This is a genomic window from Streptomyces sp. NBC_00659, assembly GCF_036226925.1.
GTDB lineage: Bacteria > Actinomycetota > Actinomycetes > Streptomycetales > Streptomycetaceae > Streptomyces.
In genome coordinates this window covers 8,836,264-8,857,133 of sequence record NZ_CP109031.1, presented here as the reverse complement: position 1 = coordinate 8,857,133, position 20,870 = coordinate 8,836,264, and the positions used below count along the sequence as shown (strand labels likewise).

The following is a 20,870-nucleotide window of genomic DNA, read 5'->3' as shown; positions in this document are numbered from 1 at the left end:
CGGTCATGACCACACGCCGCGCCACCCCCTGACCACCGGCCGCCCCCGGCTCACCGCCGACCCCGCGGGCCCGAGGGCCCGAGGGCAGCCGCCGCGACCGGCAGGATCGCAGGATCGCATCCGCAACGGCCCGGGCCAGGACACCGGCCCACAGCCCAGGCACCCCCGTGCGACCACCCGCGGCTCGCGCAGCCTCGTCGGACCACCTGCGGCCGGCGCAGCCTGCCGGGACCGCCCGAGGCCCGCGCGGCCTCGTGGCACCGGCCCGGGGCCCGCGCAGGCCGCGCGGGCCGTCACAGGCCCCGCTCGGGGCTGCGCGGGCTGTCAGGCACCGCTCAGGCTTCCGCGCGCCTCGGCAGCCGCCAGTTCGGACGGACGAAGTGGCAGGTGTAGCCGTCCGGGTAGCGCTGGAGGTAGTCCTGGTGCTCCGGCTCCGCCTTCCAGAACGGACCGGCCGGCGCTACCTCGGTCACGACCTTCCCCGGCCACAGTCCGGAGGCGTCGACATCCGCGATGGTGTCCTCGGCGACCCGCTTCTGCTCGTCGTCGACGTAGAAGATGGCGGACCGGTAGCTGAGACCGATGTCGTTGCCCTGCCGGTTCTTCGTCGACGGGTCGTGGATCTGGAAGAAGTACTCCAGGATCGTCCGGTAGTCGGTCTTCGTGGGATCGAAGGTGATCTCGATCGCCTCGGCATGCGTTCCATGGTTGCGATACGTCGCGTCGGCCACGTCGCCGCCGCTGTATCCCACCCGCGTGTCCAGAACACCCGGGAACGTCCTGATCAGATCCTGCATGCCCCAGAAACAGCCACCGGCAAGCAGCGCCTTCTCCTCGTTCCGGCTCATCGCACGCACCCCTTCTTCCTAGTCCTCGTCGGACTCGCACAGGCGCGGTCTCACGCGCCGCCCGCCGTCCGTCCGCCCCGCCCTCACAACGACGTGGCATCGCACTGCACAAGGCCGAAAGGGCCGGTCGAAATTCCCGGCCGGGCACCTGGGACGCCACAAAGGTTCGGGCACCTCGGGGCCCGCGCGTGCGAGTGAACGCGGGAGATCGATAACGATCCTGCAAGCTTCAATCAACATCGGCTCGAGAATTTGCTATCGCTACCAGAAAAAGGGCTCAATGTCCTTCGCATGTCAGCGGTACAGAGTTAGTTAGGGAGCGGATGAACGGCACGATCGACGGCTTCAGCTACGGGCTGGTCACACCGGTGGCCGCCTACGTCATGGCCTGTGTGGGCTCGGCGTTGGGGCTGCGCTGTGTGGTGCGCACGGTGCACCACGAGCCCGGATGGAGGCTCGGCTGGCTCGCCCTCGGGGCCAGCGCCCTGGGCTGCGGCATCTGGACGATGCACTTCATCGCCATGACGGGCTTCTCCGTGGCGGAGACACCCGTCACCTACGACGTCCCGCTGACCGTGCTCAGTCTCGCCGTGGCGATCGTGGTGGTCTCCGCGGGCGTCTTCATCGTCGGGCATCGCGGTGCCACGCGAGCGGCCCTCACCGTGGGCGGCTCCATCACCGGTCTCGGCGTCGCGACCATGCACTACCTCGGCATGTTCGCGATGCAGCTCAACGGAGAGCTCAGCTACAACGCGTTCACGGTGACCCTGTCCGTGATCATCGCCCTCGTGGCGGCGACCGCCGCGCTGTGGGCCGCCGTCTCCGTACAGGGCTTCATCCGCACGCTCGGCGCCAGCCTCGTCATGGGCCTGGCCGTCACCGGCATGCACTACACGGGCATGGCCGCCGTGAACGTCCATCTCCACAACGGCATCGAGTCGTCCGTGACCGGCCAGGAGAGCACCTCGCTCCTGCTGCCGATGCTCCTGGGCCCGATCATCTTCCTCATCCTCGCCGCGGCCATCGTCATGTTCGACCCGGTCCTGATCCTCGGCGACGGCGGTTGGGACAAGCCGGCCAAGAAGCGCTCCAAGGTCGTCGCACGCGGAAAGGCCATGCCGGTGCAGGTGTCGGGCATCCAGGACGCTCCGGCGCCGATGGCCCACAGCGCCCCGCAGGCCGGCCACTGGTCGTCCGCACCGCCCCAGTGGCCCGCCGAGGAGCACGCCCAGTACGGCGGCACGGGCGCCGGTGACCCCTACGGAACCCGGCACGAGGCGGAGTAGCCCCTCCTGTGCATGTCGATGGCCCGGCCGACGCGATCAACCTCGCGCTCGTGCCGGGCCATCGTCGTCCGGGCCGGACGGCTTCGACACGGGACGCGCGCAGCCGCGTGGAGTGAGAGCGGCATCCGTACCCGGGAGGCGCCCGGACCTGCCGGGCAAGAGCAACATCCGTACCCGGGAAGCGCCCGGAAGCACCGGGCAAGAGCGACGTCCGTACCCGGTACGCACGGTGGCAGGCAGTGACCCGCTTCGACCATCGCGATGATCTTGTGGCCGGACAGGCCCTAGGGTGCCTGGCATGACCTCCATAGCCTTGCGCGGTACGACGATCCACTACGACGACACCGGCTCCTCGGCCGGGCTGCCCGTCCTGCTGATCCACGGGCATCCCTTCGACCGGACCCTGTGGGCCCCGCAGGCCGAAGCGCTCGTCGCGGCCGGGCACCGGGTCATCACCCCGGATCTGCGCGGCTACGGCGCCAGCGGGGTGGAGACCGGCCCCGTGTATCTCTCCGACTTCGCCGACGACCTCGCCGCGCTCCTGGACCACCTGGACATCGACCGGGCGGTGGTGGGCGGTGTCTCGATGGGCGGGCAGATCGCCCTGGAAATTCAACGCGCCCACACCCACCGCGTCCGCGCGCTCGTCCTGTCGGACACCTCCGCCCCGGCCGAGACGGACGAGGGCAAGGCCTTCCGCAACCGGCTGGCCGACCGCCTCCTGGCGGAGGGGATGAACGGCTACGCGGACGAGGTCATCGGCAAGATGCTCGCCGACTACAACGTCACCGCGCTGCCCGACGTCGCCGAGCACGTCCTGAGCATGATGCGCGCCACCGATCCCCGTGGTGCCGCGGCAGCCCTGCGCGGCCGGGCCGAGCGCCCCGACTACCGGGACACACTCGCCGCCGTACAGTCCCCCGTACTGATCGTCGTCGGCGCCGACGACGTCTACACACCGGTCAGCGACGCCGAGGCCATCCACGCGCTCGTCCCGCACGCGGTCCTGACCGTCGTCGAGGGCGCCGGCCACCTTCCCGGCGCGGAACAGCCCGGACGGTTCAACGCCGCGCTCCTCGACTTCCTGGCCACGCAAGTGATCACCGTCGCCTGAGCGATCCGGCCGGTGAGGCCGGCGGCTTCCAGCGCACTTCCCCGGGGGCAAAAACACCGGGGCTGGACGGTCGCTGTCCGCCGCTTGGCCGACGGGGCGGGCGCGATCACCGCCGAGGGGGCTCGGCGGGTGCTACGACGGGGTCTGTGTGGGCACTTCGAACCACATGGTCTTGCCGGTGGGAGTGCAGGTGCTGCCCCAGCTCTCGGCGAGCAGGTCGAGCAGTTCGGTACCGCGACCGCCCTCCGCGTCGGCGTCGACCTCGCGCCGTACGGGACATTCGGGCTCCGTGTCCTCGACCTCGCACAGCAGGCGGTCGCCGCGCAGGCACAGGTTGAGCCGCAGTGGGCCGCGCGTATGGCACAGAGCGTTGGTGACCAGCTCGCTGACCAGGAGCTCCGCGGTGTCGGCCACGTCCTCCAGATTCCACTCGTCCAGCTGTGCCGTCACCAGACGGCGGGCCCGGCGGGCCGAGGTCAGTTCCCGCGACAGCGGCCAGGAGGACTCCCAGGGGGTGACCCGGGCGCGGGGCGCGTCGAACGGACGGATGGGTTGCAGCGCACGCGACCAAAGAGCCCGGTTCCGGGCCAGCCACGAGGTGGGTGCGGCTTCCGCGGATGCCTCCTTCTGCTGATCACGTGTCGTGGCGTCCCGACGCTTCGATCCCTCGGGCCGGCGGTAGAGCCGGGCAAAGCGCCCCCGGCGAGGTGTCGCCAGGAGATCGATGGCCCCAGGGGCCATGGGAATCAGTCCCTTCTGCACTGCCGGCGACCACACCGCCCGAGCGGCACGGACCCGTCGACGACCGGTCCGGACATTGTCAGGTCACGCGTTCACGTAACGCCCGTCACGATAACAAATATGCATGTAGCGCTCGCTACGGCAAGAATCCTTTCCAAGAGTACTGACCGGCACATATGGAATGTGTCTGGTGTCACACGACCACGCAGAGACACCGCGGCCGCCGGGAGCCCTCATGCCACGACCCTCCGACCAGGCCAAACGACGCGAGCTGACCGACCGGGTCCGCGCGTACCTGGTGCGCAACGGCCTCGCAGGACTCTCCCTGCGCCCGCTCGCCCGAACCCTGGGCACCAGCGACCGCATGCTCCTGTACTACTTCGGGACCAAGGAGGGCATGGTCGCCGAAGCGCTCGCCCTGGACGAGAGGCGACCGCTCCTGCGGGCCCGGGAGATGCTCGCCTCCGCGGAGTCCCCGCGGGACCCGGCGGGCCTCCGCCGTTTCATGGAGGAGATCTGGCGGCGGTTCGGCGCCCCCGACCTGCGCCCCGCCGTCCCCCTCTACCTCGAGATCATGACCGCCAGCCTGATCGACCCCGACCGGTACGGGCCCGTCCTGAGTGACGTGCTGACCGAGTGGACGGAGCTGCTCACCTCCGTCTTCCGGGACCTCGGCATGCCGCAGGTCCGAGCCCGGACGGAGGCCGCCCTGCTGGTCGACGCGACCTTCGGCCTGGTCGTCGCCGCCCAGGCGGAGGGCGGCCGGGAGCCGGCGGACGCGGCCTTCCGCGCGCTCCTCGACCGCCTCGAACCCGGCTGGCACGTCAGCTGAGGCGCGTTCGGTCCCGAGGTGGGTCCGGCAGGGCCATGACCTGGGAACCTCGCGCCCGGGAAGGAGCGCCGGCCATCACAGCTTCGCCCCGAAGTCCTGTGTCCACCAGGGACCGCCCGACCCCTTGTGTACGCCCACCCCGATGTTCTTGAACGAACAGTTGAGAATGTTCGCGCGATGCCCCGGGCTGTTCATCCACGAGTCCATCACCGCCGAAGGGGTCTGCTGACCCGCGGCTATGTTCTCGCCGTACGTGGACCAGCGGTAGCCCGCGGCGGTGATGCGCTCGCCGGGGTCGGCGCCGTCGGGGTTGGTGTGTTCGAAGAAGTCGCGTGCGGCCATGTCCTCGGAGTGGGCCTGGGCCGCGTCCTCCAGCTGCGGGTCCTCGGTGAGCGGTCCGCAGCCGGCGGCCGCCCGCTCCTTGTTCACCAGCGCGACCACCTGGGCCACGGTGGTCGTCGGTGCCGACTGCGCCTGCGCCACGCCGGACGCTCTCCGGGTCGGCGCGGCCGAGGAGGCGGCGGCCGACTTGCTCGGCTCGGCGGGACGGGGTGTGCTGGAGGCTTTCGCCTTCGCCTTCGCCTTCGCCTTCTTCGACGCGGACGCCGACGGCGAGGCCGACGCCGTGGCGCTTGCCGACGGCGAGGCGGAGGCGGCCGAGGCGTCCGGCGCGGAGAGGTCCATGACGGGGTCGCCCGCGGTCCGCGAGGGAGCCGCCCCGTCGGTTCGCGCTCCGGGTCCTGTCTCCACGTACCAGAAACCGCCGCCCGCCACGCAGACCGCCACGAGTGCGCCGCCCAGCGCCCGGCGCCGTACGCGTCGGCGCCGGCGAGCCTCACCGCGCGAGGCCGCCCTCCCGCCGGAAGCCCGGTGCCCGGCGGCCCCCGACGAGCCCTCCTCCCCGTGCCCCGCGGCGGCCGGGGCCCGTGACACCGAGCCCGTGGCGGCCATCCCGCCGGAAGCGTCGAACAGCGCGGCCGTCAGCCCCGGCGACACCGCGATCAGCGCCAGACCGGCCAGCAGCCCCTCCGCGGGCATCAGTCCGCTCCACAGACCGGAGCAGCGGACACAGTCGCGGGCGTGCCGGGCGATGCGCTTGCGCCACAGCGCCGAGGGCCGGCCGTCCCAGGAGGCGAGGACACCCCGCAGCTCCTCGCACGGCGGGCGGGCGCCGAGGGCCCGTACCACCACACGAGCGGTTTCCAACTGCGCCTTCATACGCTGCACTTGGACCGCCGCGTGCTGCGGCGACACCTCCAGTGCCTCGGCCACCTCGGTCCGGGTCACCTCACCGGCGCATTCCAGCCACCACAGCGAGAGCACGCCTCGGTCGTCGGGTTCGAGCCAGCGGGTCGCCAGCGCGGTCTCCCGCCGCTGACCGGAGAGCTGGAGCCGCATCAGGGTCAGGTCCACGAAGTCGGCGCCGGGGTCGGCGAGTTCCTCCGCCTCCTCCACACCGTCCGGGGCGAGCTGCCGGTCCCGCCAGTGGGCCCGGACCTGGTTCATCGCGATCGCCACGAGCCAGGAGCGGAAGCTCTCCGGCGTACGCAGGCCGTCCAGGCCGTCCAGGGCGCGGAGCATGGTGTTCTGCACGACGTCGTCGACGTCGACGGAACCGTTCAGCGCGCGCCCGACGATGTTGTAGACCAAGGGGAGATAGGCGCTGACCAGGGCGTCCTGAGCCGCCGAGTCGCCCGCCCGGGCGGCAGTCACCAGTGCCGCCGGCTCCACCGCGTGCTGTCTCCTCATGAAAGCTTTCCTGTCCTCGACTCCGAACGATGCTGCCGTTGCCTGGGAGACCGCCCACGGAACCTCGAATAACAGTTCTTCGGACACTCGTTGCGCAGATGCTTCCCACACCGGGGCACCGATGGCAAGGAAGAGGGAAGAAGGTCACATCGAAGGACGGAGAGATTCCGCGGACGACCGGACCACCACGAGGTCGCACACGACCGTGTGACCAGGACCCCGGTCACCTGACACCCGTCGCCCCTCACCTGTCACCTGTCACCGGCCCGGCCGGCGCCCGGCGGCCCGCTGGTAAAATGGGGAACACGCTTCGAAGTCGCCGGGGCCCGTGCCGAGTGGCACGGGCCCCGGGGCGTTCCGGGCGTCAGACTGAGGAAGGTTCCCCATGAACGCGAAGCCGCCGGCCCCTGGACTCTCCGACGCTGGCGAGCACCAGCCGGCGCCGCGGGACGACGTCACGGCACCGCCGTCCCGCTCCACAGGCCTGCCTGCCGCCGCGTCGTTCGACGCCCTCGGCCTGCCGGCGGCACTGGTGGCCCGGATGACCGGGCTCGGAGTGACGGAGCCCTTCCCGATCCAGGCCGCGACGCTGCCGAACGCCCTGGCCGGACACGATGTCCTCGGCCGGGCACGGACCGGCTCCGGCAAGACGCTGGCCTTCGGGCTGGCCCTGCTCGCCCGGACCGCGGGCCGCCGCGCGGAGGCGAAGCGGCCGCTGGCGCTGGTCCTGGTGCCGACCCGGGAGCTCGCGCAGCAGGTGAGCGACGCGCTGGAACCGTACGCGCAGACCCTGGACGTACGACTGGGGACGGTGGTGGGCGGGCTGTCGATCAACCGGCAGCAGGCTCAGCTGCGGAGCGGCGTCGAGGTGCTCATCGCGACGCCGGGGCGGCTGACCGACCTGGTGTCACGCCGGGACTGTCTCCTGAACCAGGTGCGGATCACGGTGCTGGACGAGGCGGACCAGATGTGCGACCTGGGCTTCCTGCCGCAGGTCTCGGACCTCATGGAACAGGTGCGCGCCGACGGTCAGCGGCTGCTGTTCTCGGCCACGCTCGACCGCAACGTCGATGAGCTCGTACAGAAGTACCTCCACGACCCGATTCACGCCTCGGTCGACCGGGTGGCGGGCTCGGTCACCACGATGGAACACCACCAGTTGAACATCCACGGCGCCGACCGGTACGCGACGGCGACCGAGATCGCCGCTCGGGACGGCCGGGTTCTGATGTTCCTGGACACGAAGGCGGCCGTGGACCAGTTCACCCGTCATCTGCGGGCCAGTGGCATCCGCGCCTCCGCCCTGCACAGCGGGAAGTCGCAGCCGCAGCGCACGCACACGCTCGCCCAGTTCAAGAACGGGGAGATCAACGTGCTGGTGGCCACCAACGTCGCCGCCCGGGGCATCCACATCGACTCGCTCGACCTCGTCGTCAACGTCGACCCGCCCGCGGACGCCAAGGACTACCTGCACCGTGGCGGGCGCACCGCGCGCGCAGGGGAGTCCGGGAAGGTGGTCACCCTGGTCACCCCCAACCAGCGGCGCGATGTGAACCGTCTGATGTCCGATGCCGGCATCCGGCCGACCGTCACCCAGGTACGTTCGGGCGAGGCGTCGCTCACCGCCATCACCGGGGCCAAGCGCCCGCCCACCGGGCCGACGACGAGCACCGGCAACGCGCCCTTCCGGGGCATCGGCACGCGTCCCGGAAAGGCCAAGGAGTCACGCAAGACCGCGGACGCCCGCAAGGCCGCGGAAGCCCGCGCGGCCGCCCGGGTACGCAAGGGTCGCTGAGGCCGGGCTCAACCGCCCTGACCCACTCGCGCCCCGGGTGCCCGGCCGGCCTCGCGCGCCTCGCCCGGTGCTGTCCGGGCGAGGCACACGCGTCTGGGCACCGTCCGGTCCGCGAGGCACACGCTTCTGGGCACCGTCCGGTCCGCGAGGCACACGCGTCCGGGCGCCGTCCGGGCGCCGCCAGGTCACCGTCGCGCGGTGTCTCAGCTCACCGCCTGCTTCACGAGCGCGCCGATCTTCGCCTCGACCTCGGCCGTGAGCTCGGTCAGGGCGAACGCGGTGGCCCACATCGTGCCCTCGTCCAGGTTCGCCTGGTCACTGAACCCGAGCGTCGCGTACCGCGCCTTGAACTTCTCCGCGCTCTGGAAGAAACACACGACCTTGCCGTCCAGCGCGTAGGCGGGCATGCCGTACCAGAGCTTCGGCGCGAGGACCGGGGCGCAGGCACTGACGACGGCGTGGACGCGCTCGGCCATGATCCGGTCGGACTCCCCCATCTCGCCGATCTTCGCGAGTACGTCCCGTTCCGCCTCGGCCGCCTTGTCCGCGCGCGAACCGCGGCGGGCCTCCTTCTTCAGTTCCTTGGCATGGTCCTTCATCGCGGCCCGCTCTTCGGCCGTGAACCCCTCGTGCCGACCGCTTTCCTTGCTGCTCATGACAGAACTCCCCCTTGAGGATCCGTTGCCCCCACTCTCGGGGCACGCGGGTGACGGCACGCCACCCGTCCACCATCGACACGCACCGTGCCGATAGCGCCCGAATATTCCGCGCGGACCTGGCATTGTCAACGGCACGGCACGTGCCGATAACATGGACTCATGACCGAACCGCCCGCCGCGCCTCGGCGTCGAGGTGCCGAGCGCACCGAGGAGTTGTTGCAGGCGACCCTCGATCTGGCCGCGGAGGTCGGGTACACGGGCCTGAGCATCGAGGCCGTCGGCCGCCGGGCCGGAGTCGGAAAGCACACGATCTACCGGCGCTGGCCCTCCAAGGCGGCGCTGCTGCTCGACGCGCTCAGCCGTGTGTGGACCAGCGACCTGGACTACCGCGACACGGGGAACGTCCGCGAGGATCTGCGCGAGCAGTTCCTCCGTTCCGGCGCGGCCCTGTCCAGCCCGCCGATCGGCCCCGTCTACCGCGCGGTCATCGCCGAGGCACAAGGGGATCCCGCGCTCCGGGCGACACTGCACGAACGCTTCCTGGCCACCGTCGAGCAGAGCACCCTCGACCGGATCACACGCGCCCAGCGCGCCGGCGAACTGACCGCGGACGCGAACCTGGAGTTCGCCGCCGAGGTGTTGTGCGGTGCCCTGTACTACCGCAGCCTGATGTCCACCCGCCCGATCGACGCGGACGCGGTCGACGGACTCGTGGACATGTTCATGGCCGCCTACGGAACCGCCGGCTGAACGGCGTCACCCGGCGGTGCGGCCCCGCCCGGGGACGCCGCCTACGGCGTGCCGGGCAGCCGGACCGTGACCAGGAGACCACCGTCGGGGCGGGGGGCGAGTTCGAGGGTCCCGTCGTGGGCACGGACGATGCCGGCCACGATGGCCAGGCCCAGGCCGACGCCCGCGTGCTCGTCGGTGCGTACGCGTTCCGTTCCGCGCCGGAACGGTTCGGTGAGGGTGGGCACCAGTTCCGGCGGGAGCCGAGGGCCTGTGTTCTCGACCCGCAGCACGCTCGCGCGGCCGTCCGTCCCGGTGTGGACCGTCACGGTGCCGCCATCGGGGAGGTTGTGGACGACGGCGTTCTGGACGAGGTTCGTCGCCATCCGCAGCAGAAGCTCCGCGGAGCCGCTGGTCCGGGCCGCCCCGCCGGTGACGTCGAGCGTGATCCGGCGCTCTTCGGCGAAGGGGAGCAGCGTTTCGGCGGCCTCCTCGGCGATGAGGGAGAGGTCGACGCTCTCGCGGGGAAGGTTTCCGCGGTCGCTGCGGCTGAGCAGCAGGAGGGCCTCGGTGAGGTCGATCGCCCGCGTATTGACGGCGTGCAGGCGTTCGATGAGTTTCTCCCGGTCCTGCGTGGGGTCCGTGCGGGCGACGTCCAAGAGTGTCCGTGAGATCGCCAGCGGGGTGCGCAGTTCGTGGGAGGCGTTCGCGGCGAAGCGCTGCTGCTCGGCGACCTGGGACTCGAGTTGTTCGAGCATCGAGTCGAAGGCGTCGGAGAGTTCGCGGAACTCGTCCTGGCGGCCCTTCATACGGATCCGGTGCGACAGCGACCCGCTCCCGGCCGTCCGTACCGCGTCCGTGATCCGTGTGAGGGGTGAGAGCATCCGGCCGGCGAGGATCCATCCCCCGAGGAGGCCGAACACCAGGAGGAAGGCCAGCGCGACGCCCGCGGCGGGGGCGAAGCCGCGCAGCAGGTCGGAGCGGCTGGGCCCGACGATGATCACGGCGCCGTATGTCTTCTGGATGAGCCGGGGGTCGTTCGTCGGAAGCCAGCGCAGCACGAACACCCACATGACGACCAGCAGGAGCGTGCCGGCGACGAAGAGGAATCCGGCGTAGCTGAGGGTGAGTTTCAGCCGGGCGCTGTGCCCTGGGTGTCTATCCATGAGTACCGCCGGGGTGGATGGCGTCCGTCCCCATGGCCGTCCCCGTGTCGGTGTCGGTGCCCGTGCCCGTGTGGGTGTCCGTCGCGGTGTCGATCCGGTAGCCGACGCCGGGCACGGTGGCGATGATCCATGGTTCGCCGAGCCGTTTGCGCAGGGCGGACACGGTGATGCGGACGGCGTTGGTGAAAGGGTTGGCGTTCTCGTCCCAGGCCCGCTGCAACAGCTCTTCGGCGCTGATGACACCGCCCTCGGCGGCGACGAGGACTTCCAGCACGGCGAACTGCTTCCGGGTGAGCGCGACATGGCGTCCGTCGCGGAAGACCTCCCGGCGGAAGGGGTCCAGCCGCAGGCCCGCGATCTCGCGGACCGGCGGCCGGGCGTACGCGCGCCTGCGGTCGAGCGCCCTCAGCCGCATCACAAGTTCCCGTAGCTCGAACGGTTTGGTGAGGTAGTCGTCGGCGCCGAGTTCGAACCCGGAAGCCTTGTCCTCGATCCGGTCGGCGGCGGTGAGCATGAGGATCGGGATGCCGCTGCCGGAGGCGACGATACGCCGGGCGACCTCGTCGCCGGAGGGGCCGGGGATGTCACGGTCGAGGACCGCGAGATCGTAGGAGTTGACGCCGAGCAGTTCCAGGGCGGAGTCGCCGTCGGCGGCGATGTCGGCGGCGATCGCCTCCAGCCGCAGACCGTCACGGACGGCCTCGGCCAGGTAGGGCTCGTCCTCCACGATCAGTACACGCATGTCCGAAGCCTAAGCAGTACGCCGTATCGCCGACGTATCGCGACGACGGGTGCGTACCGGAGCCACGGCTCAGCCCACCGGCGCCGGCGTGGGGCGAGGCCGGTCCGACGGCGCTTCCGCCGGGGTGCGCCACCAGCGGCGCGAGGCCAGCCCGGCGAGCAGGGCGCCGGTGGCGTTGACCAGGACGTCGTCCACGGAGGACACCCGGTCCAGCCACAGGACGTACTGGGCGACCTCGACCAGGACCGAGCAGCCCGCCCCGAGCGCCAGGATCCGCGGCACGGACGCCAGCGCCGCGAACCGCATGGGGGCGAAGAATCCCAGCGCCGCGAAGACCAGCAGGTTGCCGATGATCCCGAGCGTCCCCATCGCGACCATGTCCCGCAGCGGCACCAGGCTCACCCGACGGGGGGCGACGCCCGGCGCGAGGCCCGGCATCATGGTCAGCCACAGGAACGGCACCGTCCCGTGGACCATGCCCACCTCGGCCAGCGACTTGCGCCACGCCCACGTCGAACCGAGGCCGACGGCATGCCGCCGGTAGGCGAGTGCCCACGACACCAGCACGGCCATCGGCACCGCGACCAGCGTCATGAGCACCACACCGTTGAACGTGTCGTAGCAGCCGTGCCAGCGCCCGGCCATGCATCTCGGGGCGGACATCATGAGCGGCCCCCGTATGACGAACAGGGCGCTCGCCAGGGCGAGGACCGCCAGGCCGGCGAACACGATCCCGCGGGTGCGGCGGGGCGGTGCTGACAAGGGTGCGTCGTTGCTCATGGTGCAAGTGAAGGGGAAGGCCGGTTGCGGTGACGTATGCGGTTTTCGATATCCCCGCGATACACGCAGCCCCCGGCATCGCGTGATCGTCGATTAATTGCGATCCTCTGTATCAATCTTGCGCACGTTCATGGACTTCTCTTGCCGTCGCTCCTAGCCTTCTTGCGTCCGCTCACCCCACGAGCCCTAAGGACGCACACCTGTGACTCCCTCTCCCCAACGCAGACCCCTGCGCCGCGGCACGGCGGTGTCCATGTCGCTGGCACTCGCCGCGGCCGGCACCGTCGTCACGGTGGCCCTGGCCCCCCACGCGTCCGCCGCAGGGGTACCCGCCCCTTCCCCCGTCGGGATCTCCGGCCGGGGCGCGGCCGTTCCGTTCAAGGAACAGGAAGCCGAGTACGCCGCCACGAACGGCACCCTCATCGGCCCGGACCGGCTCTACGGCCATCTCCCCTCCGAGGCGTCCGGACGCCAGGCCGTGACGCTGGACGCGACGGGCGAGTACGTCGAGTTCACGCTGACCGCACCCGCCGACGCCATGTCGTTCCGCTACTCGCTGCCGGACAACGCCGCCGGCAGCGGCCGTGACGCGAGCCTCGACCTCAAGGTGAACGGCAGCCGGCTCAAGAGTGTCCCGGTGACCTCCAAGTACGGCTGGTACTACGGCGGTTATCCGTTCAACAACAACCCCGGCGACACCAACCCGCATCACTTCTACGACGAGACCCGCACCATGTTCGGCTCGACGCTGCCGGCCGGCAGCAAGGTGCGCCTCCAGGTCTCCTCCACGAGCGAGTCACCCTCGTTCACCATCGACCTCGCCGACTTCGAGCAGGTGGGCGCGCCGATCGGCAAACCGTCCGGAGCCCTCGACGTCGTCGGCGACTTCGGCGCGGATCCGACCGGCGCATCCGATTCCACCGCGAAGATCCAGGCGGCCGTCGACGCGGGCAAGGCACAGGGCAGGACCGTGTACATCCCGCAGGGCACCTTCCAGGTCCGCGATCACATCGTCGTCGACCAGGTGACACTGGCCGGGGCGGGCCCCTGGTACAGCGTCCTCACCGGCCGCGACCCGGTGGACCGGTCGAAAGGCGTCGGCGTCTACGGCAAGTACGCCGGTCAGGGCGGCAGCAAGAACGTCACGCTCAAGGACTTCGCCATCATCGGCGACATCCGCGAACGCGTGGACAACGACCAGGTCAACGCCGTCGGCGGTGCGCTGTCCGACTCCACGGTCGACAACGTGTGGATGCAGCACACCAAATGCGGGGCCTGGATGGACGGGCCGATGAACAACTTCACCATCAAGAACAGCCGCATCCTCGATCAGACCGCGGACGGCGTGAACTTCCACATGGGCGTCACCAACTCCACCGTCACCAACACGTTCGTACGGAACACCGGTGACGACGGCCTCGCGATGTGGGCGGAGAGCGTCCCGAACGTCAAGAACAAGTTCACCTTCGACACGGTGGTCCTGCCGATCCTCGCGAACAACATCGTCACCTACGGCGGCAAGGACATCACCCTCTCCGACAACGTCATGGCGGACACCGTCACCAACGGTGGCGGCCTGCATGTCGCGAACCGCTATCCCGGGGTCAACTCCGGCCAGGGCACGGCCGTCTCCGGCACCATCACGGCCGCCCGCAACACCCTGATACGGGCCGGGAACAACGACTACAACTGGCAGTTCGGGGTCGGCGCGGTCTGGTTCAGCGGACTCAACGAGCCCCTGAACGCGACCGTCGACATCACCGACAGCGAGATCCTCGACAGCTCCTACGCCGCGATCATGAACATCGAGGGAGCCACGAACGGTCTGCGCTTCGACCACGTGCGGATCGACGGAGCCGGTACCTACGCACTCCAGATCCAGGCCCCGGGGACGGCCTCCTTCAGCAACGTCACGGCCACGAACATCGGCCAGTCCAACCCGATCCACAACTGCGTCGGCTCCGGCTTCCAGATCACCCGGGGTACGGGCAACAGCGGCTGGTACGCCGACCCGCCGGCCTGCACGGGGAACTGGCCGACCCCGAAGTGGACCAATGGCGGAGTACCCGGCGGCGGCACCCCTCCGCCGACCGACCCGCCCACCGATCCTCCGACCGACCCGCCCACCGACCCCACCGTGAACCTCGCCAAGAACCGGCCGGTCACCGAGTCGAGCCACACGGACGTCTACCCCGGGGCCAACGCGGTGGACGGCAACGCGAACAGCTATTGGGAAAGCGCCAACAACGCCTTCCCGCAGTCCCTGACCGTCGACCTGGGCGCCGCCAAAGCGGTCAAGCGCGTCGTCCTCAGACTTCCTCCGGCAACCGCGTGGGCCACGCGCACCCAGACCCTGAGCATCCAGGGCAGCACCGACAACACCACGTTCACCACCCTCAAGGCGTCGGCCGGATACGCCTTCGACCCGTCGAGCGGCAACACCGCGACCCTCACCCTGTCCGGCACCCCCACCCGCTATCTGCGCGTCCTCATCACGGGCAACACCGGCTGGCCCGCCGGGCAGTTGTCCGAGTTCGAGGCCTACACAGGCTGACAGCCGGCGTTCGGCCCACGGACTCCTGGCGGCCCCGCTCCGGAACTCTGACCCGGGGCGGGGCCGTCAGGCCCGTCGCCCAAGCCGTCAGCGGCGTCGCAGTGCCGGGTCGAGCAGGGCGGGCGGGGTGTCGAACTTCTCGTGCGCGGCGAGGTCGGTCCCCGGGGACACGACGGCGTCGATCGCGTCGAGTACATCCGCGGAGAGCACGGTGTCCGCGGCGGCGAGCTGGCCGCGCAGGTGCTCCAGTGTCCGGGGGCCGATCAGCGCGCTGGTCACGGCGGGATGCGCGGTGACGAAGCCGAGTGCGAGCTGGATCAGCGTCAGTCCGGCCTCCTCGGCGATGACCGCCAGACGCTCCACGGCATCCAGCCGGGCCTGGTTGGAGGGGACGGAGAGGTCGAAGCGCTGCGGCAGGAACGCCGAGCGGCTGGTGGTGATCTCCCTGCCCTCCCTGACCGCGCCGGACAGCCAGCCCGAGGCCAGCGGGCTCCAGACCAGCACACCGAGGCCGTACTCCTCGGTCACGGGCAGGACATGCGCCTCGATCCCCCGTTGCAGGATGGAGTAGCTGGGCTGTTCGGTGACGTAGGGCCTCAAGTGATGCTCACGGGCCGCCCATTGAGCCTGCACGATGCGATGGGCGGGGAAGGTCGAGGAGCCGAAGTAGCGTATCTTTCCCGCACGTTGCAGGTCGGTCAGCGCCGACAGCGTCTCCTCGTCGCCGGTACTCGGGTCCCACCGGTGGATCTGGTAGAGATCGACGTGGTCGACACCGAGTCTGCGCAGACTGTTGTCCAGCTCGGTGACCAGCCAGCGGCGCGAGGCGCCCCGGTGGTTGCGCTCGTCACCCATGGGCATGCCCGCCTTCGTGGCCAGCACGATGTCGTCGCGGCGGCCGGCGATGGCCTTGCCGACCATCTCCTCCGACTCACCGTCGCCGTACATGTCGGCGGTGTCGATGAGGTTGATCCCGCCGTCGAGAGCGGCGTCGACGATGGCGGTGGCCTCGTCCTGGCTGGTGCGCCCGATTCTGCCGAAGTTCATCGCGCCGAGCGCGAGCGAGCTGATCTGCACTCCGGTGCGGCCCAAGGTGCGGTACTGCATGACCTGCCTCCTTCGATACGGGTGAGCGTGAGGACGGCGGCGAGATTGGTCGCCGGGTCCCCGGTCTGCCATCATGGACAAACGGAACACTGTCCCACTTGACGATACGGAACACTGTCCCGCTTAGCAAGGCGATACGGAACACCGTTCCGTTTGACTGTCCGGCCGTACAGGGAAGGGCGCGATGAACGACAGCGAAGACACCACGGGGAAGGCGTCGGCCCGGCCCAGGCGGGCCGACGCCCGGCGCAACCAGGAGACCTTGCTGGACGCGGCCGCCGCGATCTTCGCCACGTCGGGTGTGGAGGCACCCGTGCGCGACATCGCGGCCAGGGCCGGCGTCGGTACGGCCACGATCTACCGCCACTTCCCGACGCGGGCGGATCTCATCGTCTCCGTCTACCGTCACCAGGTCGAGGCCTGCGCCGAGGCGGGTCCGGCCCTGCTGAACGACTGCGCGTCCCCCTACGCCGCGCTGTCACGATGGATCGACCTGTTCGTCGACTTCCTCGTCACCAAGCACGGGCTCGCCGCCGTTCTGCAGCCCGACAACACGGCGTTCGACGCACTGCACAGGTACTTCATCGACCGACTGCTCCCCGTGTGCACCCGGCTCCTCGACGCCGCCGCCGAATCCGGCGAGATCCGCCCCGGCCTGACGGCCTATCAACTGATGCGCGGCATCGGCAACCTCTGCATCGGCGCCCACAACGACCCCCGCTACGACGCGCGCCGACTGGTCGAGACACTCGTCGCGGGCCTGCGCCGAACCGAAGGGCCCTGACCGCCCGATGGGCCCCACCCGCCCGAAGGACCGCGACCGCCCGGCCGGATGTCATGCCGGCCCCTGAACTCGCCATCCTGACAGGCGAGTTCAGGGGCCGGTCGGCTAGAACGCCACCAGCCTGCCACTGCGGCCCACCAGCCGTACCGATGCCCCGACACCACAGGCCAGTGCCACGCCGAGGAGCGTGCCGCAGGCCTGCGCCACGGCGGACGTGTCGCCGGACAGAGCCGCACGCATGCCGTGCGCGGCCCAGTAACCGGGCGAGGCCGGGGCCACGTCCGAGACCCAGGTCGGCAGGGCGGCGAGCGGCACGAGCGCGCCCCCGACACTGCTCAGCAGCATTCCGCCGATGTCGAAGGCGGCCGAGAGCGCCCCCAGGCTGCGGACCAGAACGCCGACCAGGGTGCCGAGTCCGAGGAGTGCGCAGCTCCAGCTCAGCAGGAGACCCAGCAGCAGGAAGGGGTGCGGGACACGCAGTCCGAAGACGCACACGGCGAAGCCCACGATGAGCAACTGCTGGGCGAGCAGGGCCGCGAAGGCCGGGACGGCCTTCGCGACGAGCAGCTCGGCGGGACGCAGAGCGGTTCCGCGCAGGCGGTCCCAGGTACGGCCGAGCCGTTCGGTGAGGATCGCGCTGCCACAGATGCTGAGGGCGAGCAGCGAGAAGGTGACCAGCGTGCCGACGACAGCTTGTTCCGTGCCGGCCACGCGGCCCTGTCCGGCCAGGTAGAGCGGACGCAGCAGCGTGACGAAGACGAGCGGGAGGATCATCCGGCTCAGCACCGGACCGGGTTCGCGCGCCATGAGCAGCACGTTGTGGCGCACCAGCACGGCCACGCGGGCGGCGGACTCACGCGGCATCACGGACCTCCGTCCACGTCGCGGTCTCCGCGCCTTCCATGGACCGGTAGAGATCGTCCAGCCCGGGGCGGCGCACGTCGACGGACACAGGGGTACGACCGGACGCGAGCAGGGCCGCCAGATCGGCACCGGGGTCCATGGTCGCCCGGCGCAGTTCGGGTTCGCCCGCGTCGGCGAAGGTGACTCTGAGTTCGCCGGGCAGGTGGCGGGTGAGCTCGTCCTGCGTGCCGCGCGCGATGATCCGTCCGGCCCGCGCGAGTGCCAGTGTGGCGCCGAGATCGACGAGTTCCGGCAGGTAGTGGGTCGTGTAGACGACGGCCGCGCCCGCTTCGGCCCGAGCCCGGACCGCGCTCAACAGGGCCGAGCGGGTTTCCGGATCGGCGCCGGCGGTCGGCTCGTCCAGCAGGAGCAGCGGCGGTGAACCGACCATGGCGGTGGCCGCCTGCACCCGGCGGCGCTGACCTCCGGACAGGGCGACCACGGGCCGGTCCGCCACGGCCGTCAGGCACAGCTCGTCCAGGACCTGGGCGATCTCCGCGACCCCGCGCCGTCCACGGAGTCCCGCCAGTCCGGCGAACAGCCGCAGGTTCTCCCGCACGGTGGCGCTGCCGTACAGGGCGAGTTCCTGCGGGGCCACGCCGAGGAGGCGCCGCGCGGCCCGGCCCTCCCGCAGCACATCGAGCGCCGCGACGCTGATCCGGCCCGCGTCGGGACGTACGAGACCGGCGACGATCTCGACGAACGTCGTCTTGCCCGCACCGTTGTGACCGATCAGGCCCACGATCTCGCCGGCCGGGACCGCCAGGTCGAATCCGTCGAGCGCATGACGTGAGCCATAGCGCTTCACCAAACCCTCCGCGATCAGCATCGTCCGTCCTCCAGGAGGTCTACGTCGTAAACATGTATACGCCGTACACGTCTACGGCGTATACGTCTACACTGTAGACCCATGAGTGGGAGACGGGAAGAGATCCTGGACGCGGCCGTGGCCATCGCCGACGAGCACGGGCTCGACGCCGTCTCGATGCGCGCCCTCGCCGATCGCGTCGGGGTGACGCCGATGGCGCTGTACCGGCACGTCAAGGACAAGTCGGCGCTGCTGGACGGCATGGTCGAACGTCTGCTCGCCGCGATCGCGTCATCCGGCCGGGCCGGAGAGCGGACGTGGGAGGAGCGACTCACCGCCCTGGCGCACGCCGCACGTGAGGTGGCCCAGCGGCACCCCTGGGCCGCGAACCTGCTCACCTCACGCCCCGCCGTCACCGGGGACGGGGCGCGGGCGGTGGACATCATCTACACGGCGCTCATCGAGGCCGGGGTCCCCGAGCCCCAGGTGCCCCGGCTGGAACGCCTGATCAGCACCTTCGTCATCGGCTTCGCCGCCTCCGAGGCCGCGGGCCGGTTCACTCCGGGCGACAGCGACCCGCGCAGCCGCCGGGGTCATCTTCCGGACAGTGAACTCCCCGGTCACAGCGCGCTCGGGCCGTGGCTGGATCTTCCCCTCGACCTCACCGCCGAGTTCGAGGCCGATCTCGCCGACATCGTGCGACTGGTCGAGGCGGTCGCCCGGCGCGAGGGGTGATCCGTGCCCCGTCGGGCAGGTAGGAATCGGGCAGGTAGGACCCGGACGGGCAAGTCAGGGCGTACTCCCGGCCCGGCTCAGTCGGTCAGGCCCAGCGCTCCCGCCGCCTGGATCGCCAGCCAGACCTCGGCCAGAGCCGCCGTCGACGTCAGATCACGGTCGGTGAGCGCGCCGAAGCGGCGCAGCCGGTAGGCGAGGGTGTTGGGGTGGATGTGAAGTGCCGCGGCCGCCGTCTCGGTGCGACGGTCGCGCTCCATCCAGGTGCGGGCCGAGACAAGCAACCGCGAGTCGTGACTCTCGTCGTAACGCAGCACGCCGCCGAGCACGTGCTCCACCAGTGCCGCCAGGACGACGGGATCGTCGGGCAGCCACCGGCCCGCCCCGTCGTCGCCGTAGTGGACGACGGCACGGCCCGACTCGACGGCCTTGGACACCGCCCACAGAGCCTCGCGCTGCGCGACCTTCAGCGCGTCCCCCGGCAGGAAGGGGCGGCTGGCCCCGGCTGCCACGCCGGGCAGCTCACCGACGGCCGCCGCCAGCTCCGGCGCCCCGAGGACATAGCGGTCCTCGCCCCGGGTCAGCAGCAGATGGGGCCGGTCCTCCAGGAAGCGCAGCAGCGCCTCGTCGGTGGTGCGGCGCACGATCAGCAGCACGGTGTCGCCCTCGATCGCGTGCCGGGCGAGCCGACGCCGTGCCGCCTCCGGGTCGAGCACCTCCTGAAGCAGTTCGGCGAACGTCTCCGCTCCCTCGCGGCGCAGTGTCTCGCGCTCGTTGCGCACCATCGCCAGCCGCAGCGCCGCGACGGTGGCGATGTGCTGGACGACGGCGAGCCCCGCGGGCCGGGCGCCCTCACGCTCGTACGCGACGAGGAAGCCCGCCGGGCCGCCGGGCGCGGGCACCGGGAGGACGAATCCGCCGGGGATGGTCGGCGGGGCGTCGACGGACGCCGGCAGGACGGCCGGGTCGGGCACCGGGACCCCGGGCAGGAGCGGGCGCCCCTGAGGAGTGCAGAGGAAGACGTCGTAGCCCGACAGGCCTTCCAGACGGCGCAGGAGTGTCGGTGTGTCGAGATCCTCCGTGACCAGCCAGCGCAGCGCGCCGAAGACCTGGAGCTGCGCGCCCAGCCGGTGCCGCGCCTCCTCCTGGGCCGAGGCCGCGACTTCCTGGGCGACGGCGATGAAGGGAACGGCGAGCGGCACTTCGAGGACCGGGAAGTCCCGCTCCCGCGCGGCCTGGAAGAACGCGTCGTGCAGCGGTGGCATGTGCAGCTGCGCCGAGAGCGCGAGCCCGGACGCCCCGGCGTCGTCCAGCCGCTCCAGATAGGCGCGCTGTTCCGCCGCGGTACGGGGGATCGCCAGGCCCGCGGTCATGATCAGCTCGGCTCCCAGGAGCCAGGGCGTGGGGTCGACGAGCTCGCTGGCGTGCGCCCAGGAGACCGACCGTTCCAGACCGCCGCCGGCCTTCAGCGAGAGCTGGAGCGCCGGAGAGGCGAGCAGGTCCCGGATGGTGAGTTTGTTGCTGGCCACAAATGACATCGT

General features: G+C 70.8%; 19 protein-coding genes. 8 read left to right on the top strand and 11 right to left on the bottom strand.

Annotation, left to right across the window (positions count from 1 at the left end):
- Positions 1 to 335 precede the first annotated feature (335 nt).
- Positions 336 to 848: a peptide-methionine (S)-S-oxide reductase MsrA gene (gene msrA, locus OG410_RS38700; protein ID WP_329303431.1), complete on the bottom strand. Its 513-nt coding sequence runs from the start codon at positions 846 to 848 to the stop codon at positions 336 to 338.
- Positions 849 to 1,171: 323 nt separating this feature from the next.
- On the opposite strand from msrA, the gene OG410_RS38695 reads away from it, so the two are divergent.
- Positions 1,172 to 2,134 (top strand): MHYT domain-containing protein, encoded by a 963-nt coding sequence (locus OG410_RS38695; protein ID WP_329303430.1) that lies wholly within the window; start codon positions 1,172 to 1,174, stop codon positions 2,132 to 2,134.
- A 298-nt stretch (positions 2,135 to 2,432) separates the two neighbouring features.
- Complete coding sequence (locus tag OG410_RS38690; protein WP_328673569.1) at positions 2,433 to 3,248, top strand: alpha/beta fold hydrolase; 816 nt, start codon at positions 2,433 to 2,435, stop codon at positions 3,246 to 3,248.
- Positions 3,249 to 3,380: 132 nt separating this feature from the next.
- On the opposite strand, the gene OG410_RS38685 is transcribed toward OG410_RS38690, so the two are convergent.
- Positions 3,381 to 3,989 (bottom strand): ATP-binding protein, encoded by a 609-nt coding sequence (locus OG410_RS38685; RefSeq protein ID WP_329303429.1) that lies wholly within the window; start codon positions 3,987 to 3,989, stop codon positions 3,381 to 3,383.
- A 235-nt stretch (positions 3,990 to 4,224) separates the two neighbouring features.
- Between OG410_RS38685 and OG410_RS38680 the strand changes: the two genes are divergently transcribed.
- Positions 4,225 to 4,821 (top strand): TetR/AcrR family transcriptional regulator, encoded by a 597-nt coding sequence (locus OG410_RS38680; protein WP_329303428.1) that lies wholly within the window; start codon positions 4,225 to 4,227, stop codon positions 4,819 to 4,821.
- A gap of 75 nt (positions 4,822 to 4,896) precedes the next feature.
- Here OG410_RS38680 and OG410_RS38675 read toward each other — a convergent pair whose 3' ends face one another.
- Positions 4,897 to 6,570, bottom strand: coding sequence for a sigma-70 family RNA polymerase sigma factor (locus OG410_RS38675; RefSeq protein ID WP_329303427.1), 1,674 nt, complete (start codon positions 6,568 to 6,570; stop codon positions 4,897 to 4,899).
- Positions 6,571 to 6,955: 385 nt separating this feature from the next.
- Between OG410_RS38675 and OG410_RS38670 the strand changes: the two genes are divergently transcribed.
- On the top strand, positions 6,956 to 8,365 hold the full coding sequence (locus OG410_RS38670) for a DEAD/DEAH box helicase (protein WP_329303426.1): 1,410 nt from the start codon (positions 6,956 to 6,958) through the stop codon (positions 8,363 to 8,365).
- Positions 8,366 to 8,568: 203 nt separating this feature from the next.
- Here OG410_RS38670 and OG410_RS38665 read toward each other — a convergent pair whose 3' ends face one another.
- Positions 8,569 to 9,021: an iron chaperone gene (locus OG410_RS38665; RefSeq protein WP_329303425.1), complete on the bottom strand. Its 453-nt coding sequence runs from the start codon at positions 9,019 to 9,021 to the stop codon at positions 8,569 to 8,571.
- A 162-nt stretch (positions 9,022 to 9,183) separates the two neighbouring features.
- Between OG410_RS38665 and OG410_RS38660 the strand changes: the two genes are divergently transcribed.
- Positions 9,184 to 9,774 (top strand): TetR/AcrR family transcriptional regulator, encoded by a 591-nt coding sequence (locus tag OG410_RS38660; protein WP_329303424.1) that lies wholly within the window; start codon positions 9,184 to 9,186, stop codon positions 9,772 to 9,774.
- Between the two features lie 41 nt (positions 9,775 to 9,815).
- Here the strand turns inward: OG410_RS38660 and OG410_RS38655 are convergent, their stop codons facing one another.
- The 3 genes from OG410_RS38655 to OG410_RS38645 all read right to left on the bottom strand — a co-directional run bounded on the left by OG410_RS38655 (position 9,816) and on the right by OG410_RS38645 (position 12,441).
- Positions 9,816 to 10,919, bottom strand: a complete 1,104-nt coding sequence (locus OG410_RS38655; RefSeq protein WP_329303423.1) for a sensor histidine kinase — start codon at positions 10,917 to 10,919, stop codon at positions 9,816 to 9,818.
- Positions 10,912 to 11,661 carry a response regulator transcription factor gene (locus tag OG410_RS38650; protein WP_329303422.1) on the bottom strand — a complete coding sequence of 250 codons (750 nt, stop codon included), beginning with the start codon at positions 11,659 to 11,661 and terminating at the stop codon, positions 10,912 to 10,914. Before OG410_RS38650 ends, OG410_RS38655 begins: the two co-directional genes overlap by 8 nt.
- A gap of 69 nt (positions 11,662 to 11,730) precedes the next feature.
- Positions 11,731 to 12,441, bottom strand: coding sequence for a VanZ family protein (locus OG410_RS38645; protein WP_329303421.1), 711 nt, complete (start codon positions 12,439 to 12,441; stop codon positions 11,731 to 11,733).
- A 253-nt stretch (positions 12,442 to 12,694) separates the two neighbouring features.
- Between OG410_RS38645 and OG410_RS38640 the strand changes: the two genes are divergently transcribed.
- On the top strand, positions 12,695 to 14,995 hold the full coding sequence (locus tag OG410_RS38640; RefSeq protein WP_329304442.1) for a galactose-binding domain-containing protein: 2,301 nt from the start codon (positions 12,695 to 12,697) through the stop codon (positions 14,993 to 14,995).
- Positions 14,996 to 15,082: 87 nt separating this feature from the next.
- Here OG410_RS38640 and OG410_RS38635 read toward each other — a convergent pair whose 3' ends face one another.
- Entirely contained in the window at positions 15,083 to 16,102 is a 1,020-nt protein-coding gene (locus tag OG410_RS38635; protein ID WP_329303420.1) for an aldo/keto reductase, read from the bottom strand.
- Positions 16,103 to 16,286: 184 nt separating this feature from the next.
- On the opposite strand from OG410_RS38635, the gene OG410_RS38630 reads away from it, so the two are divergent.
- Positions 16,287 to 16,886, top strand: a complete 600-nt coding sequence (locus OG410_RS38630) for a TetR/AcrR family transcriptional regulator (protein WP_329303419.1) — start codon at positions 16,287 to 16,289, stop codon at positions 16,884 to 16,886.
- Positions 16,887 to 16,991: 105 nt separating this feature from the next.
- Here the strand turns inward: OG410_RS38630 and OG410_RS38625 are convergent, their stop codons facing one another.
- Together OG410_RS38625 and OG410_RS38620 are read right to left on the bottom strand one after the other, a co-directional pair.
- Positions 16,992 to 17,750: an ABC transporter permease gene (locus tag OG410_RS38625; protein WP_329303418.1), complete on the bottom strand. Its 759-nt coding sequence runs from the start codon at positions 17,748 to 17,750 to the stop codon at positions 16,992 to 16,994.
- Positions 17,740 to 18,618 carry an ABC transporter ATP-binding protein gene (locus OG410_RS38620; RefSeq protein WP_329303417.1) on the bottom strand — a complete coding sequence of 293 codons (879 nt, stop codon included), beginning with the start codon at positions 18,616 to 18,618 and terminating at the stop codon, positions 17,740 to 17,742. Before OG410_RS38620 ends, OG410_RS38625 begins: the two co-directional genes overlap by 11 nt.
- Before the next feature lie 81 nt (positions 18,619 to 18,699).
- On the opposite strand from OG410_RS38620, the gene OG410_RS38615 reads away from it, so the two are divergent.
- Complete coding sequence (locus OG410_RS38615) at positions 18,700 to 19,332, top strand: TetR/AcrR family transcriptional regulator (RefSeq protein WP_329303416.1); 633 nt, start codon at positions 18,700 to 18,702, stop codon at positions 19,330 to 19,332.
- A gap of 77 nt (positions 19,333 to 19,409) precedes the next feature.
- Here the strand turns inward: OG410_RS38615 and OG410_RS38610 are convergent, their stop codons facing one another.
- Positions 19,410 to 20,867 (bottom strand): PucR family transcriptional regulator, encoded by a 1,458-nt coding sequence (locus OG410_RS38610; protein WP_329303415.1) that lies wholly within the window; start codon positions 20,865 to 20,867, stop codon positions 19,410 to 19,412.
- Positions 20,868 to 20,870: the final 3 nt, after the last annotated feature.